At 66.5% G+C, this 17,593-nt stretch carries 14 protein-coding genes; 5 read left to right on the top strand and 9 right to left on the bottom strand.

What is annotated here, in order from left to right:
* The first annotated feature begins 25 nt into the window (after positions 1-25).
* Complete coding sequence (locus tag NV382_RS13765; RefSeq protein ID WP_260597299.1) at positions 26-1,366, top strand: MFS transporter; 1,341 nt, start codon at positions 26-28, stop codon at positions 1,364-1,366.
* Here the strand turns inward: NV382_RS13765 and rarD are convergent.
* Positions 1,341-2,255 (bottom strand): EamA family transporter RarD, encoded by a 915-nt coding sequence (rarD, locus tag NV382_RS13760; RefSeq protein ID WP_260597298.1) that lies wholly within the window; start codon positions 2,253-2,255, stop codon positions 1,341-1,343. The two genes, NV382_RS13765 and rarD, sit on opposite strands and share 26 nt — an antisense overlap.
* A gap of 63 nt (positions 2,256-2,318) precedes the next feature.
* The gene (locus tag NV382_RS13755) at positions 2,319-4,613 is read right to left on the bottom strand and encodes a CDC48 family AAA ATPase (RefSeq protein ID WP_260597297.1); all 2,295 of its coding nucleotides are present in this window, start codon (positions 4,611-4,613) and stop codon (positions 2,319-2,321) included.
* Positions 4,614-4,953: 340 nt separating this feature from the next.
* Between NV382_RS13755 and NV382_RS13750 the strand changes: the two genes are divergently transcribed.
* A complete protein-coding gene (locus NV382_RS13750) occupies positions 4,954-5,844 on the top strand; it encodes a LysR substrate-binding domain-containing protein (RefSeq protein WP_260597296.1) in 891 nt (296 codons plus the stop codon).
* Between the two features lie 275 nt (positions 5,845-6,119).
* Here NV382_RS13750 and NV382_RS13745 read toward each other — a convergent pair whose 3' ends face one another.
* Positions 6,120-6,578, bottom strand: coding sequence for a peptidylprolyl isomerase (locus NV382_RS13745; protein WP_260597295.1), 459 nt, complete (start codon positions 6,576-6,578; stop codon positions 6,120-6,122).
* Positions 6,579-6,711: 133 nt separating this feature from the next.
* On the opposite strand from NV382_RS13745, the gene mgtE reads away from it, so the two are divergent.
* Positions 6,712-8,115 (top strand): magnesium transporter, encoded by a 1,404-nt coding sequence (gene mgtE / locus NV382_RS13740; protein WP_260597294.1) that lies wholly within the window; start codon positions 6,712-6,714, stop codon positions 8,113-8,115.
* A 24-nt stretch (positions 8,116-8,139) separates the two neighbouring features.
* On the top strand, positions 8,140-8,544 hold the full coding sequence (locus NV382_RS13735) for a DUF1489 family protein (RefSeq protein WP_260597293.1): 405 nt from the start codon (positions 8,140-8,142) through the stop codon (positions 8,542-8,544).
* 216 nt (positions 8,545-8,760) lie between these two features.
* On the opposite strand, the gene NV382_RS13730 is transcribed toward NV382_RS13735, so the two are convergent.
* The 5 genes from NV382_RS13730 to NV382_RS13710 all read right to left on the bottom strand — a co-directional run bounded on the left by NV382_RS13730 (position 8,761) and on the right by NV382_RS13710 (position 13,916).
* Positions 8,761-9,498: a DUF2807 domain-containing protein gene (locus NV382_RS13730; protein WP_260597292.1), complete on the bottom strand. Its 738-nt coding sequence runs from the start codon at positions 9,496-9,498 to the stop codon at positions 8,761-8,763.
* A 180-nt stretch (positions 9,499-9,678) separates the two neighbouring features.
* Positions 9,679-10,212, bottom strand: coding sequence for a CarD family transcriptional regulator (locus NV382_RS13725; RefSeq protein ID WP_260597291.1), 534 nt, complete (start codon positions 10,210-10,212; stop codon positions 9,679-9,681).
* Positions 10,213-10,724: 512 nt separating this feature from the next.
* Positions 10,725-11,066, bottom strand: coding sequence for a ferredoxin FdxA (gene fdxA, locus NV382_RS13720; RefSeq protein ID WP_260597290.1), 342 nt, complete (start codon positions 11,064-11,066; stop codon positions 10,725-10,727).
* Positions 11,067-11,101: 35 nt separating this feature from the next.
* The gene (locus NV382_RS13715) at positions 11,102-11,416 is read right to left on the bottom strand and encodes an RNA-binding S4 domain-containing protein (protein ID WP_260597289.1); all 315 of its coding nucleotides are present in this window, start codon (positions 11,414-11,416) and stop codon (positions 11,102-11,104) included.
* Positions 11,409-13,916, bottom strand: a complete 2,508-nt coding sequence (locus NV382_RS13710; RefSeq protein ID WP_260597288.1) for a helicase-related protein — start codon at positions 13,914-13,916, stop codon at positions 11,409-11,411. Before NV382_RS13710 ends, NV382_RS13715 begins: the two co-directional genes overlap by 8 nt.
* Before the next feature lie 236 nt (positions 13,917-14,152).
* Between NV382_RS13710 and NV382_RS13705 the strand changes: the two genes are divergently transcribed.
* On the top strand, positions 14,153-15,619 hold the full coding sequence (locus tag NV382_RS13705; RefSeq protein WP_260597287.1) for a M23 family metallopeptidase: 1,467 nt from the start codon (positions 14,153-14,155) through the stop codon (positions 15,617-15,619).
* Between the two features lie 303 nt (positions 15,620-15,922).
* Here the strand turns inward: NV382_RS13705 and NV382_RS13700 are convergent, their stop codons facing one another.
* Positions 15,923-17,575 carry an ATP-binding protein gene (locus NV382_RS13700; protein ID WP_260597286.1) on the bottom strand — a complete coding sequence of 551 codons (1,653 nt, stop codon included), beginning with the start codon at positions 17,573-17,575 and terminating at the stop codon, positions 15,923-15,925.
* Between the last annotated feature and the right edge of the window lie 18 nt (positions 17,576-17,593).

Genomic DNA, 17,593 nt, shown 5'->3' with positions numbered 1-17,593 from the left:
TACCCAATTCGCTTAAGCGACGCAGATGTACGACGATCTGACCGAGGGAGCGGACGGCGCCACCAAGCCGCGGGTCGAGCGCGACTTCCTGCTGTTGTTCGTCGTCATGCTGACCATCGCGGCAGGCAATACCGCGCTGCAATCGGTGCTGCCGGCGCTGGGCCGATCGCTGCGCGTGCCCGACAGCGCCGTGGCGGCCGCCTTCTCCATCTCGGCCCTGCTGTGGGTGGTCTCCGCGCCGTTTTGGGCCAATCGATCGGACCGGCACGGGCGGCGCGCGATGATCCTGCTCGGCCTCGGCGGCTTCACGACATCGCTGCTGCTGTGCGGGCTGGCGCTGACCGCGGGGATCAACGGCTGGATCGGCGGGACGGCGGCGTTCCTCGCCTTCATCGTCGGGCGGCTGCTGTACGGCAGCTTCGGCTCCGCCGCGCCGCCGGCGGTGCAGGCACTGGTCGCGGGGAGTACGAGCCGCGCGGAGCGGACGCGTGCGCTGACCTTGCTGGGGTCAGCGTTCGGGCTCGGTACGATCCTGGGTCCGGCGATCGCGCCGTATCTGACGTTGGGGCATGTCGGCGGAGTCGAAATCGGCCTCGCGGGCCCGGCTTTTTTCGGCGCGGTGTTCGGCGCGTGCATCTTCATCGCCGTGCATCGCATGCTGCCCAACGACCTTGTTGCTGCGCCCGGGACGCACGGGGCGGCAATCGCCTACCCTTCGGTCGGCGGGCAATCCTCGGGCGCGAGCGTGACCGCGGCGACGCATATCGTCAGCGAAACCGTGGGCTATACCGATCCGCGCATCCGCGCCTGGATGATCATGGGGCTGATCATGGGCCATGCGCAGGCGATGACCGGCCAGGCGATCGGCTTCCTCGTGATCGATCGGCTGCATGTCGCACCGATCGAGGCACTGCAGCCGACCGGCCTGGTGCTGATGATGGGGGCGGGATCGGCATTGCTGGTGCAATGGGGCCTGATCCCGATCCTGAAGCTCGATCCCAAGCGGATGGTGCTGTTCGGGCTGGTGCTCGCCGGGATCGGCACCGCGCTGACCGGCATCGCGACCTCGCTCTACGGCATTGCGCTGGCCTATGCGCTGGCGTCGGCGGGGTTCGGTTTCACCCGGCCGGGCTTTACCGCGGGATCGTCGCTCGCGGTGGGCCCGGCGGCACAAGGCTCGGTCGCGGGGAAGGTGACGAGCGTCAACGGCGCGTCGTTCGTGCTCGGCCCCTCGATCGGCGTGGGATTGTACGAGGCGCAGCATTCGCTGCCCTATCTGGTCGCCAGCGGGGCGTTGCTGCTGACGATCTTCTATGCCTGGCGGGCGTTGCGGGCGCCGATCATCCTGCCCGATCCGACGATCTGATCGGTTCACGCTCAGCGTCGAGGGCAGCCGCGGAACGACTGCCGACGACCATACCGGTCACGTAGATCCCGAGCGCTACCCAGATCAGCGCAAAAGCGGCCCATTGCGCCGTCGACAGCTTTTCACCGAAGACCAGGACGGCAAGCAGCAGCTGCAAGGTCAGCGTGAGATATTGGATCAGCCCGATATCGCTGTAGCGCACCCGCTTCGCCGCCGCTGCGAACAGGATCAGTGGCATCGCGGTGACGATCCCGGCGGCGGGCAGCAGCGGCCAGGCGGGACCGTGATCGAGCGCGGTGCCGGCGATCAGCAACCAGCCGAGTGCCGGCAGCGTCAGGATCGCGGTCTCGATCAACAGGCCGTCGAGCGGATCGACCGGTGTCATCTTGCGGATCAGGCCATAGGTGCCGAACGAGAAAGCGAGCGTCAGCGGGATGATCGGCACGCCACCCTGTTCCCAGGCGAGGAACACGACACCGGCCGCGGCCAGCGCTACCGCCAGCGCCTCGATCCGGCCGAGCCGTTCGCGCAGCACGAGGACGCCGAGCAGTACGTTGACCAGCGGATTGATAAAATAGCCGAGACTCGCCTGAGCGACGTTCCCGCCGTTGACGGCAACGATGTAGCACAGCCAGTTGATCGCGATCAGCGTCGCCGAGGCAGTGAGCGCGGCCATCAGGCGCGGCGTGGTGACGATGCGGCGCAGTGCCGCACCATGTTTCAGCGCAACCGCCAGCACGACGAGCAACAGCAACGACCACAGGATACGATGCGCCAGGATGTCGGGCGCCGGCAGCGGCTTGAGCAGCTTGAGGAATATCGGCAGCAGGCCCCAGATCGCATAGGCAGCGACGCCGTAGGCGATCCCGGGGTTGAGCTTGCTGGTCATGCAGCCGGCCGTTGCGGGCTTGCGCGCCGGAGGTCAATCATCCTTTCGCATCGCAGCAAGACGTCAGTCGCTACCCTTTGGACCCCGTGGGCTCAGCTGTCCCGGCGAGATGAAACCAATCGGCTGCATCGCCGCCGCGTCCTGCTTCAGCTTGGCCGCGATCTGCTGATAGTCGCGTTCCATGTCGACCGTGACCGAGGCACGCGAGTCGATCAGCGCTTCATCGAAATGCGCCTGCGTCACTTGCGTCACGGACAGCGATTGGCGCAGCGCAATCAGGCCGGCACGCCGCACCAGATCCTCGAGATCGGCGCCGGTGAAGCGTTCCGTGCGCCCGGCAAGGACGTCGAGATCGACATCGCTTGCGAGCGGCATCTTGCCGGTCTGGATCGCTAGGATGCGCTTGCGACCGCCGGCATCGGGCAGACCGACATAGATCAGCTCGTCGAAGCGGCCGGGACGCAGCAAGGCGGGATCGATCAGATTGGGCCGGTTGGTCGCCCCGATCACCACCACCGACTGCAATTCCTCCAGTCCATCCATCTCGGCCAGGATGGTGTTGACGACGCGCTCGGTAACCTGCGGCTCGCCCATGCCGCTGCCGCGCGTCGGCACGAGAGAATCGAGCTCGTCGATGAACAGGATGCACGGCGCGACCTGGCGGGCGCGGCTGAACAGGCGGCTGATCTGCTGCTCGCTCTCGCCGTACCATTTGCTCAGCAGGTCGCTCGACTTGGTGGCGATGAAATTGGCCTGCGCCTCGCGCGCCACGGCCTTGGCGAGCAAGGTCTTGCCGGTACCGGGAGGGCCATAGAGCAGGAAGCCCTTGGCCGGGCGGATGCCGAGCCGTCGGAACGCGTCGGGATCCTTGAGCGGCAGTTCGACGCCTTCCTTGAGCCGCGCCTGCGCCTTGTCGAGCCCGCCGACATCGTCCCACCGCACACGCGGCGCCTCGACCATCACTTCGCGCATCGCCGACGGCTGCACGCGCTTCAGCGCATCCATGAAGTCCTCGCGCGTGACGGCAAGCTCATCGAGCACCTCGGGCGGGATCGTGCCTTCGGCAAGGTTGAGCCGCGGCATGATCTTGCGGACCGCTTCGATCGCCGCCTCGCGGGCAAGTGCGGCGAGATCGGCACCGACAAAGCCGTAGGTGGTGCTGGCGAGCTCATCGAGATCGACCTTGTCGCCGAGCGGCATGCCGCGCGTGTGGATGCCCAGGATCTCGCGCCGGCCGCGTTCGTCGGGCACGCCGACGACGATCTCGCGGTCGAAGCGGCCCGGGCGACGCAGCGCCTCGTCAATCGCTTCGGGGCGGTTGGTGGCGGCGATCACCACCACGTTGGCACGCGCCTCCAGGCCGTCCATCAGCGTCAGGAGCTGCGCGACGAGGCGCTTCTCCGCTTCGCCCGATACCTGGCCGCGCTTGGGCGCGATCGAATCGATCTCGTCGATGAACACGATCGACGGCGAGGCATTCTGCGCCTCCTCGAAGATCTGACGTAGGCGTTGTTCGGATTCGCCGTACGCCGAACCCATGATCTCGGGCCCGTTGATCAGGAAGAATTCGGCCGCCGATTCGTTGGCCACGGCGCGCGCAAGCCGCGTTTTGCCGGTACCGGGCGGGCCATAGAGCAGCACGCCCTTGGGCGGATCGACGCCCAGGCGCTGGAACAGTTCGGGATAGCGCAGCGGCAGTTCGACCATTTCGCGCAATTGGTCGATCGTGCCGGCCATGCCGCCGATATCGTCATAGGTGACGTCGGCGCGGCGCGCTTCCTTCGGCTCCTCATATTCGGGGCGAAGTTCAATTTCTGTATTTTCGTCCACATGGACCACGCCCTTGGGGGTGGTGGCGATTACCGCGAGGCGGATCTCCTGCAATGCATAGGCCGGCGCGCGGAGGAATTGTTGGACGCCGGGCGGCATGTTGTCGACGCGCTGCTGCCCGGCGGTGGCGACGATGTCGCCCTGTGTCACGGGACGCCCGAAGAAGGTGCGTTTGAGCGCGGTGGACGAGCCCTGCAGGCGCAGATTCTGCTGCGCGGGCGCGAACACGATGCGCGTGGCAGGCTTGGACTCGACCTTGCGCACCTCGACGAAATCGCCCGAGCCGACCCCGGCATTGGCGCGCTGCAGGCCATCGACGCGGACGATCTCCAGCCCTTCGTCTTCGGGATAAGGCGCGACGGCGCGAGCCGGGGTGGTGGATTTACCGACGATCTCGATCACGTCGCCTTCGACGAGCTGCAATGCCGCCATCAGCGAACGCGGCACATGCGCCAGGCCGCGACCGCTATCCTCCGGCCGGGCATTGGCCACCTGTAGCTTGCGGACGGGAGTTTCGCTGTCGGCCATCATCATCTTCCAAAACTCAGGGATCACGGTGTGAGCGCGCGAGATAGGAAGGCAGTTCCCGCAATGCGAGCCGGGCGGACAAGTCGGTGTTCCGTCCACCAGGCACGTTGGGCAAAAAAAGGGCCGACCCCGAAAGGGCCGGCCTTGAAAGTTTTAGGAGAGGATGCCTGAAAGGCCCGCTTTATGTGCCGCGCGAACGTTTGTTGTGCAAGTGCGAAAGGAACCATGACGATTGCAGCCATCGCAATCAATGCTAGCCTTTGCGGGAGGCACGATGGTAGGTTTGTTACCGTCAAGTATATGGTGCGATGCACAATGATCCTCCCGACCGACCTTGCCGATGCGTAGGCTGCCGCCCCTGACGGCGATCGAGGCGTTCGTGCAGGTCGCGCGGCTGGGATCGATCAAGGCGGCATCGCAGGAGCTGGCGCTGTCGCCGCCGGCGCTCAGCCGCCGCGTGCAGGCGCTCGAGCGCTTCATCGGCAAGCCGCTATTCGAGCGCCGCCACCAGGCGCTGGTGCTGAACGGGGATGGCGAACGGCTGTTGACGCAGATCGCGCCGGCGATCGACAGCCTGTCGGACGCGGTCGAGATGATGACGTCAGGCACCGAAGTGCTGCGCTTGCGGCTCGGCATCCTGCCGCTGTTCGCCTCGCAGCGGTTGTTCCCGAAGCTCGGCGACCTGCGCCTCAAGCATCCCGAACTGCACCTCGACATCGATACTGCGGGGCACGGCGTGTCGCGGCTGGGGGATGGGCTGGACGCGGTGATCGCGCTGGCGCGCGAGATCGATCCGGCACTGTATGCCAAGCGGCTGGACCGCAACCTGGTCTATGTGATTGGCGCGCGCACGCTGGTGGAAGGCCCCAATCCCATCACCCGGCCGGCGCAGCTCGCCGGACTGACGGCCTTGGTCCACCGCGACATGACCGATACGTTCACCGAATGGCGGCGCGCCGCGGGGCTGCGCGACATCGAGCCGCTAGCGATCGATCATTTCGATTCGGGTGCGCTGATGCTGGAGGCGGCGGCGCAAGGGCTGGGCATCGCCTTCATGCACGAAAGCCATTTCGCCGATGCAAATGACAGCCGGCTGGTGCGGTTGTTCGATATCGAGGTGGAGAGCCCGTACAGCTATTGGTTCGTCTGCCGCCCCCGTGCGCTGACGCAGAAGCCGGTCAAGCTGTTCCACGACTGGCTGATCGAGGCGGTCGCCGATCCAGGGATCTGACGGCGGCCCTCAAGCCGGCGCTTGTTCCCCGGCGAAGGCCGGGGTCCAGTCGTGGGACGGATGGGAACAGGCGCTGCGCTCGATCATTGCCGCCTTCGCTCCTGGGCCCCGGCCTTCGCCGGGGAACTTGCTGGGCGTGTTGCTTGCGCGGGCAGGCGAACGGATGCCGGGTCGCGACACCTTCCTCAAAACGAGCGAACCCCCGTCACCGGGGCGACGAGGGTTCGAAATCGGCGGCAAAAGCCGCTTGTCGTTTGCCGTTAGGAAAACGCGCCTTACGCAGCGCTCGCCTTGACGATCTTGCCCGGCGTGCGGGGCGGCTCGCCCTTGGGGAGGGCGTCGACGGCATCCATGCCGTCGATCACTTCGCCCCATACGGTGTACTGACCGTCGAGGAAGCGCGCGTCGTCGAGGCAGATGAAGAACTGGCTGTTCGCCGAGTTCGGATCCTGCGCGCGCGCCATCGAGGCGACACCGCGCACGTGCGGCTCCTTGGAGAATTCGGCCGGCAGGTTCGGATGGTTGTTCGAGCCGTGCATGCCGGTGCCGGTGGGATCGCCGCCCTGCGCCATGAAGCCGGGGATCACGCGGTGGAACACCACGCCATCATAGAAGCCGGCATTGGCCAGCTCGGTGATGCGCGCGACGTGCTGCGGCGCGAGATCGGGGCGCAGCTTGATCGTCACGTCGCCGGTGTCGAGCGTCAGGGTCAGCGTTTCGGGTGTATCGGCCATTGTGGGCTCCTGGAATATGAGAGGCAGGGAAGTAGCGACGGCGCGACGCACTTGCAATGTCCGCGCAGGGATGACGGGGGGCAAGCGGTGGGTTAGGGCGTAGCCGTGCACACGATCGGCCGGAGGTCCAGACATGAGTGAGACCGACCTGATCCCCGACGTCGACAAAGAGCGCGGCCAGCTGGACGAGGACGATCGGCTGAAGCCCGACTTCGTCCGTCGCGTGCTCGACAAGGTCGAGGCGGGAGACGACGAGGGTGCCCGCGGCCTGGTCGAGCCGCTGCACCCGGCCGACATCGCCGATCTGTTCGAACTGACCCCTAACGACCGGCGCCGCGACCTGGCACGCGCGATCAGCGACCTGCTCGACGGCGACGTGTTTGCCGAGATGAACGATTATGTCCGCGAGGACCTGATCGACGCGCTCGAGCCCCACCAGGTCGCCGACATCGCCTCCGAACTCGATACCGACGATGCCGTCGCGATCATCGAGGACATGGAGGAGGACGACCAGCGCGCCGTGCTGCGCGCGCTGGACCCCGACGATCGCGCCGCGATCGAGGAGGCCTTGTCCTACCCGGAGGAATCGGCCGGGCGCCTGATGCAGCGCGAGCTAATCGCGGTGCCCGAGCATTGGAGCGTGGGCGACGCGATCGACTATCTGCGCGGCCATGAGGAACTGACGACCGATTTCTGGGAAATCTTCGTCGTCGATCCGGCACACAAGCCGATCGGCACGTGCCAGCTGTCCTGGATGCTGCGCACGCCGCGCGGCATTTCCATGTCCGACGTGATGCAGCGCGAACAGACGCTGATCCCGGTCGACATGGACCAGGAGGAAGTCGCGCTCCGTTTCCAGAAATACGCGCTGATCTCGGCCGCGGTGGTCGATCCCAATGGCCGGCTGGTCGGGATGATCACGGTCGATGACATCGTGCACATCATCTCCGAGGAAGCGGGCGAGGATACGCTGCGCCTGGCCGGTGCCGGCGATGGCGACATCAACGAGCCGCTGCACCTGACCATCCGCACGCGAATCACCTGGCTGGTGGTCAATCTGGGCACGGCGATGATCGCCGCCTCCGTCGTCGGCCTGTTCCAGGGCGAGATTGCGCGATTCGCGTTGCTGGCCGTGCTGATGCCGATCGTGTCGGGCATGGGCGGCAATGCCGGCACGCAGACGCTGGCGGTCGTGGTGCGGGCGCTCGCCACCAACCAGCTGACCAGTTCGAACACCGCCCGCATGATCCTGCGCGAATTTCGCATCGCCGTGGCCAACGGGCTGATGCTCGCATTGCTGATCGGCGGCGGAACATGGATCGTGTTCGGCAACGGCGACCTGGCGATTGTCATCGCGCTGGCGATGGTGATCAACAATATGATCGCAGGACTGGCCGGCGTCCTGGTGCCGGTGCTGCTGGAGCGCAATGGTATCGACCCCGCCGTCTCCTCGGCGGTGTTCGTCACGACCAGCACCGACGTGATGGGTTTCCTGTCTTTTCTGGGGCTTGCCAGCCTGTGGGGGCTTGGCGGCTAACCCCGCCCTCCCCAAATCAGCCGCATGCCGCTTCATCTGACCAAAGTCGCTTTCGGTGCCGAGAGTGTCGAGCATCTTGCCGAACGCCTGCGATTGCGCGGCGAGGAAGGGCCGGTGTTCCTCACCACGCGCTACCTGCCCAAGCGGCACGAAGAGGTCACCGGCCAGGGATCGATGTTCTGGATCCTGAAGCACCAATTGGTCGCGCGCTCACCGATCCTGCATTTTGGCGAGGCCGAAGGCGGACGGGTCGCGATCCATATCGATCCGCTGCTGGTGCTGGTCCAGGGCCAGCCGAAACGCGCGCATCAGGGCTGGCGCTATCTGGAGGGGGCGGATGCGCCGGCCGATCTGGGCCATGATGCGGTGCTGGACGATGCCATGCCCGCGGGGCTAATCGGGCGGCTGGCGGCGCTGGCGCTGATCTAGCGCGCGCGGCGGGTTGGGCGCATGTGACTTCGCTTCTGTCCGTTCGTGCTGAGTAGAGGCCGAGCAGGACGTAGGTCGTGTCGAGGGCTCGTATCGAAGCACATCTGGAGCGCGCGGGCCTGTCCTTCGATACGCCCTCTCGATATGCCCTGCGGGCTACTCGATGGCTACTCAGGACGAACGGGGGCGGTGAAGCGACAATGAGATCATCAAAGTCTAGCGGCTCGCCTGCGGCGGCGCGGGCGGCGTGACGTTGCCGCAATTCACCGGGCCGTTCGCATTCCCCCTGATCGTGCAGGTCGGCGTGCCGTAGATGGTGACCGATCCGACCCCGGCTGACGCGATAACCGCCGTATAGCGTGCCTGGGCGATCATCTCGCCATTGCCGTCGGTGCGAACGCTGAGATCGCCCGCCACGAGTCCGCCGGCCGCCATACGGGAGGGGCCATTCGTGGACAGGCGGACCTTGGCCGCGCGGCCGGCCACCGTCATGGTGCCGGAGCCGGTCACCGTGCCGACGAACTGGTCGGCATCGACGCCGTCGGCGCGCATCGTGCCGCTGCCGGTCATCGACAGTTCGACGCTCTGCGCGCGCATCTTGCCGTTGATCGTCACGTCGCCGCCGCCGAACATCGTCGCGGCGCGGAGCATCGGCGTGGCGAGGCGGATGAGCGGTGTGCCGCCGCCCGAGCCGGCAGGGCGTTCGCTCCAGCCGCCGGAACCCGAGCGCAGGATCAATGTCGTGCCCTCCACGCGCATGTCGATCTGGTCGGTGGCGGCGGGGTCGCCTTCCGCCTTGCCGCCGGGCGATACGCCGGTGGTCACGATGACGCGGAACGGGCCATCGACTCGCAGACGCTCGAAGCTGGAGACGGCATAGACGCGCTCGGCAGCGTGGGCGGCCGCGGGAAGGGCGCCGATCAGGCACAGCGAGACGAGGAGCGGGCGGATCATGCGCCTGCATCCCCCTTCCATGGGCGCCGTGCAACCCCCGCCCGCTTTGGCTGCGGCAGGGAAGTCGCTGGCCCCGCTTTTGCAGGAGGACAGCATCACGGGCGATCGAACGACAAAGGGCGGCCGTTGCCGACCGCCCCTCATCATCATCGCCGGCCTAATCCGGCCGGCTGCAACCGGTCAGACGGCTGCCTTGTCCTTGTTATGGATCGCCGCTGCCTTGCGCAGGATGTCGAGGATCTTCTCCTGTGCCGCAGGCTCTTCGACCTGCTCCATCGCGGCGAGCTCGCGCGCCAGGCGGCTGGCGGCGCCTTCGAAGATCTGCCGCTCGGAATAGCTCTGCTCGGGCTGGTCGTCGGCGCGGAACAGATCGCGGACCACTTCGGCGATCGACACCAGGTCGCCCGAATTGATCTTGGCTTCATATTCCTGCGCACGACGCGACCACATGGTGCGCTTGACGCGCGGCTTGCCGGTCAACGTGTCGAGCGCTTCGCGCAACGTCTTGTCGCTCGACAGCTTGCGCATGCCGACGCTTTCCGCCTTGTTGGTGGGAACACGGAGCGTCATGCGCTCCTTTTCGAAACGCAGGACGTAGAGTTCGAGCTGCATGCCGGCGATCTCCGACTTTTGCAGCTCGATCACACGACCGACGCCGTGCTTGGGGTAAACGACATAATCGCCGACGTCGAAAGACAGCGCCTTGGCAGCCATTCGTTGAGCCTTTCCGTGAACTGATCCCCTGCGGAAGCGCTGCGAGGCTTGAACAAGCCCGCGTGGCGCGCGATAGGGGGATTGGGTTGGTACGTCTCCAGATCGAGAGAACGCGCAGACGCGCCTTCGGTCGTGATCGTTATAGCAGAGTCGTAATAAAATTACCAGACAATCGTCATACCACGTGCGGCGCGCGGGCCGGAAATGGGACGATTGTGGGCAACTCTTTGCTGCAGTTGCCTGACACTGGCCCCCGAGACGCTTCCCCGGCGGACGCCGGGGTCCAGTTGCGGAACAGCCGTTATCGGGCGTTGCGCGCCATTCCATCGGTCATCACTACTGGGCCCGGCCTTCGCCGGGGAAGTGCGTTCCGATTAGTGTGGGGTGGAAACTAGCACCGACGGCAAAGCCGTCGGCCGGATCGGGGTGTTACCCCGTCCGCCGGCCGTGCCGGGCGCTGCGGCGTAGCCGCATCGGCGCCGTGCGGCTATGCCGCCACGCGCCTGCGCTCGTCAGTCCCCCGCGCCTGGCTCCGGCGAGAAATACTTGTCGAACTTGCCCTCTTCGCCCTTGTGCGTATCGGCGTCCGCCGGCGTCTGGCCGGCGTTGCGCGTGACGTTGGGCCATTGCGCGGAGAAGGTGTTGTTGAGCTCCATCCACTGTTCGAGACCGGATTCGGTGTCGGGCAGGATCGCTTCGGCCGGGCATTCGGGCTCGCACACGCCGCAATCGATGCACTCGCTGGGATTGATCACCAGCATGTTCTCGCCCTCGTAGAAGCAATCCACCGGGCAGACCTCGACGCAGTCCATATACTTGCACTTGATGCAGGCGTCGGTGACGACATAGGTCATTGTAAGAGTTCCTGAAGGCGACGAACGCTTGCCTGCTATGCGCGCATGCCCGTTGCGTCAATCGGATGCGGGCTCTGCGACACATTCTCACCAAGCTCGGTATAGCAGCTTCGCGCTTCTGGAGCGGGGCCGCGGCGCGGCGGCAGCGCCTCGATGCGGATCACGCGGACGCGATCGTTGCACAGGAAAGTCAGCACATTGCCCGGCCGGACCGGGGCATGCGCGCGGTCGATCGCGCGGCCATCGATGCGCAGGCGGGTATGCGTGGCGATGGTCTGCGCGGCGCTACGGGTCTTCGCCAACCGGGCGAACCACAGGAACCGATCGAGCCGCATCGCGCCTTCAACCATGGCGTAGATCGAGCTCGGCCAGCGCGGCAAAGGCATTGTCGCGCGGCGGCGGTACCGCGCGGACGGGGGCACGACCGCGCCAGACCCAGCGCGGGGTGGCGTCTTCGGCGCGGGCGATCTTGAAGCCGAGGCCCGCCATCAGCCGCTCCAGCGTGGCGGCATGCACGCCGATCGAGATCGCCAGTGCGGGATCGGGCGCGAACGGCTTGCGCCCGGCACGGGCATCGTGCGCGGCGCGGGCAATGCGCTCGACCAGATCGACGCGCACCGCTTGCAGCGCGATGGCGCGATAGCCTTGCGCGAGATGCGCGCCGGGCGCGGTGCGCGGCAGCACCGTCGCCCCGTCGGCCGGCGCCGCGGCGATCGGCGTACCATGCCGGGCAGCGATCAGGGCACGGCGCCAGCGTGCGGCAGCGGGCTTCATCAGCCGGGGATCGAACAGATCGAGCGCACCGATCGTCACGCCGATGCTCCGCAGCCGTTTGCGGGCGGGCTGATCGAGCCCATCGACCGCGATCTGGTGATCGACGCGCGGCAACAAGCCGCCATGATCGACCAGGGCAGCGGCAATCGCGCGCAGTGCAGGGCCGGCGGCAGCATCGCGCGTCGCGGCATCGAGCGCGACCAGCGCCGGTACGTGTTTCGCCATCTGCCGATCGAGCCAGGTTACGAGGCGTGCCTTGACCCGGTCGCGCAAGCCGACGTCGAGGCAATCGAGTGCGCGGTCGAGCTGGATCTTGGGCCGTGCCAGCGATGTGCCGCGACCGAGTGCTGCGACGACTAGGCCGTCCCAGGCCAGCGCGGGATGACCGCCCTGGTCGGCGATCAACGCCAGCGCCGTATCCTCGGCCTCGGCCAGTGCCGCCCCCCGCCGGCCCCGCTCCTCGCCAAGCCGGCGGTCGGCGGCGGCGAGCAGCAGGCCGCGATCGGTGGCGCGGGCATCGGGCGCGACGGTGAAGGTGAAGCCGTGGAGGTGGCCGATCGCATGATCCTCGACCATCACTTCGCCATCCGCGCCGATCGTCACGGGCAGGTCGCGCGTGTTGGCGCCGATCTGACGCAGCAACATGGTCGTGCGCTTGTCGACGAAGCGCTGCGTGAGGCTCAAGTGCAGCGCGTCGGACAGCCGCTCCTCCACCGCGCCGGCGCGCGCCGCCCACAAGGCCGGATCGGCCAGCCAGTCGGCACGGTTGGCAATATAGGCCCAGCTGCGCGCCGCGGCGATGCGCCCGGCCAGCACTTCGACATCGCCGGCGACATTGTCGAGCCGCGCAATCTCCTCGGCGAACCAGGTATGCGGCACATGGCCCTGCCCTTCGCTGAGATAGCCGAACAATTTGGCGACGAAGCGCGCATGGGGATCGAGCCCGACCTTGCGAAAATCGGGCACGCCGCATGCCGCCCACAGCCGTGCGACCATCGCCGGCGCGCGGGCGCGATCGCGGACCCAGCCTTCCTCGACCAGCCGCTTGAGCACCAACAGGTCGAGCGCCTTGGGCGCGGCGCGCAGCTCGCGCGCCTCGGGGCGCACTTCCAAACTGGCGATCAGATCGTCGACGCTGGCGAAATCGGGCTCGCCATCACGCCAGAACAGATGATCGAGCTTGGGGAAGCGATGCTCCTCGATCGCCAGCACTTCCTCCGGCGTAAACGCGCCGGGCCCTTCCGCGACCAGCGCGCCGAACGTGCCGTCGCGCTGGTGCCGCCCGGCGCGCCCTGCGATCTGCGCCATCTCAGCCACCGTCAGGCGGCGCGTACGCTGCCCGTCGAACTTGTTGAGCGACGCGAAGGCGACATGCGCCACGTCCATGTTGAGCCCCATGCCGATGGCATCGGTGGCGACGAGATAATCGACCTCGCCGGCCTGGAACATCGCCACCTGCGCATTGCGCGTGCGCGGCGAGAGCGCGCCCATCACCACCGCCGCGCCACCGCGCAACCGGCGCAGCATCTCGGCCACGGCGTACACTTCCTCGGCGCTGAACGCGACGATCGCGGAACGCTTGGGCAGCCGGCTGATCTTCTTGGCGCCGGCATAGGACAAGGTCGAGAAACGCGGGCGATTGAGGATGTCGATCCCTGGAACCAACGCTTTCAGCATCGGCCGCAGCGCCTCGGAGCCCAGGATCATCGTCTCCTCGCGGCCGCGCGCGCGTAGAATGCGGTCGGTGAAGACATGGCCGCGCTCACGGTCCCCGCCCAATTGCGCCTCGTCGATCCCGACGAACGCCAGATCCTTGGCCAGCGGCATGCTCTCCGCCGTGCACAGGAACCAGCGCGCATCCTTGGGCACGATCTTTTCTTCGCCGGTGATCAACGCGACCTGGTTCTTGCCCTTGATCTTGACCACCCGGTCGTAGACCTCGCGCGCCAGCAGGCGCAGCGGGAAGCCGATCATGCCGCTGGAGTGGCCGCACAACCGCTCAACCGCAAGATGCGTCTTACCGGTATTGGTCGGGCCCAGCACCGCAGTGACCGGGCGTTCTTCGTGTGCGGGCATGTCGCGTGCCAACATCGTGGCAAGCACGATGGAGCGCAACTACCTTGTGCCAAATAGATGCGCGCAAACCTCTCAGATCGTTGACAGTTCCGCCAAATTCTTTCGCCTCGTCGCGCCAGCCGAACAGCTCGTGCCATTCGCCTGCGCAGCGGCGGCAGTTAATTTGACTTTAGCATGTCCCCCGCACAGTGGCTGGGCATGCCGGAGCCCTTCGGCGACTTTCGAGGACAGTCCGCTTGTTTCTGTACGGCGACCAAGGGAACGATCAGGCAGGCGGAACGGCGACGATCTCGTTCGGTCGTGCGCCGGTCGTGCTTCCGACGCCGACGGGTGCCGAGCGGCTGCGTGCCCGCATCGACCGGATCGACTGGGCCCCCGATCTCGGATCGCGCATCGGATCGTCCGAATGGTGGCGGGGGGCGGCGACCTGCACCGCGCTGATCGCCGCGACCTGCCTGTTGTCGCCCGGCTTCCATCGCCCGATCACCGGCTCGGTCGCGCCGGCATATTCGGGCAGCGAATGGGACGAAGCGCGCGCACAATCGATCGCGCCGCTTGCCTGGGGTGCCGGCACGGGCCGCCACATGGGCGCCAACGATCTCGCCCGGCCGCTCGCGCAGACGCCGGAACGCCCGATGATCGAGCTGTCGGTGATGTTCGGGCAGGGCGACAGCTTCGTGCGCGCCTTGCAGCGCGCGGGTGTCTCGGCCACCGATTCGTCGCGTGCCGCAGGGCTGATCGCCGGTGCGATCGATCTGAACGCGATCAGGCCGGGCACTCGGATCGACATGACGCTGGGACGGCGCGCCAACCGCAACGTCGCAAGGCCACTCGATCAACTCGCGTTCCGGGCGCGCTTCGATCTCAACCTGTCGCTGGCGCGGAGCGGCGATGCGCTGGCCATGGCGCGCCATCCGATCGCGATCGACACGACGCCGCTGCGTATCCAGGGCATGGCCGGTTCCAGCCTGTACCGCTCGGCGCGCGCCGCGGGCGTACCGGCCAAGGCGGTCGAGGCCTATATCAAGGCAGTGGCGAGCCGCGTTTCGGTGGGTGCGGTGGGCGCCGGCGACACGTTCGACATCATCATCGAACAGGCGCGCGCCGCGACCGGCGAAGTGCAGTTGGGCACGCTGATGTTCGCCGGGCTGGACCAGGGCCGCCGGAACACGCAGCTCGTCAGATGGGACGATGGGCAGTGGTTCGATGCCAAGGGGCAGACCGAACGCCAGGGCTTCATGGGCATGCCGGTCAGCGGGCGGATCACCTCCGGCTTCGGGCTGCGCATGCACCCGCTGCTGCATTACATGCGCATGCACAAGGGCATCGATTTCGGTGCGCCCTGGGGCTCGCCAATCTATGCCGCCGTGGATGGCGTGGTGAAAGTGGCAGGGCGCAGCGCCGGTTACGGCAATCTCGTCAAGCTCGACCATGGCAACGGTATCTCCAGCGGCTACGGCCATATGAGCCGCATCCTGGTGCGCCCGGGCCAGCACGTGTCGCGCGGGCAGCAGATCGGCGCAGTCGGATCGACCGGCATGTCCACCGGACCGCATCTGCACTGGGAAGTGTGGAAGAACGGCGTGGCGGTGAATCCGCGGTCCTTCTCCTTTGCCAGCGTCGCGGTGCTGTCGGGCGAGAAATTGCGTGCGTTCAAGGCGCGTGTGGCGGCGTTGATGGCGGTCAGGCCTGGCGGCCGCTGAGCGCAGTCGGTCGCGCGCTGAAATTGGGGCTTTTAGTAGCCTCCCCACACCTCCGTTCGTCCTGAGTAGCCCCTTCGACTGCCTGCAAGGGCAGGCGCTCAGGACAGGCATCGAGTAGCGCGAAGCGCGTATCGAGAGGGCGTATCGAAGGACACGCGATACCGCGCTCCAAATGTGCTTCGATACCAGCCCTCGATACGGCCTGCGGCCTACTCGGTCTCTACTCAGCACGAACGGGTGTAGGTAAAGCCATCAAGTTCCAGTGGTTACCCCTGTGCTCGGTCCGGGGGTGACGAGCAGGTCCTACCGCCCCTGTGACCGCCAGCGCTTGATCGTGCGTTCGATAATCTCGCTTTCGCCGCCGGTCTGACGCCACAGGTCCGAGAAGAGCGGATCGTCCGAAGCGGGCCGCTTATTGTCCTCCAGGCCGTCGAACGACACGCGGATCGGGATCGCGACGCCTTCGCCGCAGATGATGCACTCGCGGTTGCGCAAGGCGGGGATCGAATCGAGGAAGCCGCGCGCGCCTTCCGGCATTGCCGCGCGGACGAAGGCCTGATCGCGATCGTTGTTGAGGCGCATCGAGATGATCGTGCCGCATTGCGACAGCACGCCCTCCGCCAGATCCGACGGGCGCTGCGTGATCAGGCCGAGCGATACGCCGTATTTGCGGCCTTCCTTGGCGATGCGGCTGAGGATGCGGCCGACCGAGGAGGCATCGGCGTTGCGTTCGTTGGGAATGTAGCGATGCGCTTCTTCGCACACCAGCAGCACCGGGCGCTGCGGTTCGCCGCGCGACCAGATCGCGAAATCGAACACCATGCGGCTGAGCATCGCCACCACGACGGAGGTGATCTCGCTTGGCACGCCCGACACGTCGACGATCGAGATCGGCTTGCCATCGCCCGGCAGGCGGAAGACGCGGGCGAGGAAATCCGCCATCGTATCGGCGACCAGCATGCCGGAAAACATGAAGCCGTAGCGCGGATCGGCCTTGATCTCGTCGATCTTGGTCTTGAGCCGCATATAGGGCGCGGTATCGCCGGCGCGGTCCATCTTGCCCATTTCCAGGCTGATGAGATTGGTCAGGTCGCTGAGCAGATAGGGGATCGGCGCATCGACCGTCAGCTTGCCGATCTCCTGCCCCAATCGCCCCTTGGCGCGGGCCATGAGCAGGCATTTGGCGAGGATGTCGGCATCGATCTGACTGTCCGACCCATCGCTGGTGACGAACACCTCGCAATGCTCCTCGAAGTTCATCAGCCAATACGGCATCTGCAGATTGCCGACGTCGTACAGCGCGCCATTGGTCTTGAACGCGGCGCTATATTCGCCGTGCGGATCGATCATCACGATATGGCCCTGCGGCGCCAGTTCGCAGATCTTGTGCAGGATCAAGGCGGCGCTGGTCGACTTGCCAGTGCCGGTCGAGCCCAGCAGCGCGAAATGCTTGCCGAGCATCGCATCGACATACAGCGAGGCGCGGATATCGCGCGTGGGATAGACCGTGCCGACCTCGATCGTGGCGCGATCCTCGGGCGCGTAGATCTGCTTCAGGTCGGCAGTCGAGACCGGGTACACGGCACAGCCCGGCACCGGATAGCGCGTCACGCCGCGGCGGAAGCGATAGAGCTTGCCGGTCAGCTTCTCCTCGTCGCCCTCGCCGAGGAAATCGACCAAGGCGGCGATGCGGTCCTCGGCCCCTTCGATGAGCCGCAGCGAGCGGATGTTGGCGATCAACCAGGAGGCGCCGACGCGCATCTTGATCTGGCTGCCGACCGATCCCGCACTGGCGATGACCGGATCGGCGCTGCCGATGGTCGCCTCGAGCGCACGCGGATCGAGCACGACCTGGCTGCTGGAACCGGCGATCTCCAGCACGACGCCGATCGGTGCGATGGTCATCATCGCGGGCGTGGCGCGGTTGAATGCTTCGCTGCCCTGCATCTCGGTCATCAACAATTCCCTGTTCAA

This window comes from Sphingomonas endolithica, assembly GCF_025231525.1.
Classification (GTDB): domain Bacteria; phylum Pseudomonadota; class Alphaproteobacteria; order Sphingomonadales; family Sphingomonadaceae; genus Sphingomonas; species Sphingomonas endolithica.
This window is presented reverse-complemented; position numbering and strand designations above follow the sequence as displayed.

Bases quoted from the DNA above. Each gene is read 5' to 3' on its own strand.
- rarD (WP_260597298.1), bottom strand. From the start codon at position 2,255: ATGACCAGCAAGCTCAACCCCGGGATCGCCTACGGCGTCGCTGCCTAT.
- NV382_RS13715 (WP_260597289.1), bottom strand. From the start codon at position 11,416: ATGGTTGAAGGCGCGATGCGGCTCGATCGGTTCCTGTGGTTCGCCCGG.
- NV382_RS13710 (WP_260597288.1), bottom strand. From the start codon at position 13,916: ATGCCCGCACACGAAGAACGCCCGGTCACTGCGGTGCTGGGCCCGACC.
- NV382_RS13725 (WP_260597291.1), bottom strand. From the start codon at position 10,212: ATGGCTGCCAAGGCGCTGTCTTTCGACGTCGGCGATTATGTCGTTTAC.
- NV382_RS13765 (WP_260597299.1), top strand. From the start codon at position 26: ATGTACGACGATCTGACCGAGGGAGCGGACGGCGCCACCAAGCCGCGG.
- NV382_RS13735 (WP_260597293.1), top strand. From the start codon at position 8,140: ATGCCGCTTCATCTGACCAAAGTCGCTTTCGGTGCCGAGAGTGTCGAG.
- NV382_RS13745 (WP_260597295.1), bottom strand. From the start codon at position 6,578: ATGGCCGATACACCCGAAACGCTGACCCTGACGCTCGACACCGGCGAC.
- fdxA (WP_260597290.1), bottom strand. From the start codon at position 11,066: ATGACCTATGTCGTCACCGACGCCTGCATCAAGTGCAAGTATATGGAC.
- NV382_RS13750 (WP_260597296.1), top strand. From the start codon at position 4,954: ATGCGTAGGCTGCCGCCCCTGACGGCGATCGAGGCGTTCGTGCAGGTC.
- NV382_RS13730 (WP_260597292.1), bottom strand. From the start codon at position 9,498: ATGATCCGCCCGCTCCTCGTCTCGCTGTGCCTGATCGGCGCCCTTCCC.
- NV382_RS13700 (WP_260597286.1), bottom strand. From the start codon at position 17,575: ATGACCGAGATGCAGGGCAGCGAAGCATTCAACCGCGCCACGCCCGCG.
- mgtE (WP_260597294.1), top strand. From the start codon at position 6,712: ATGAGTGAGACCGACCTGATCCCCGACGTCGACAAAGAGCGCGGCCAG.
- NV382_RS13755 (WP_260597297.1), bottom strand. From the start codon at position 4,613: ATGGCCGACAGCGAAACTCCCGTCCGCAAGCTACAGGTGGCCAATGCC.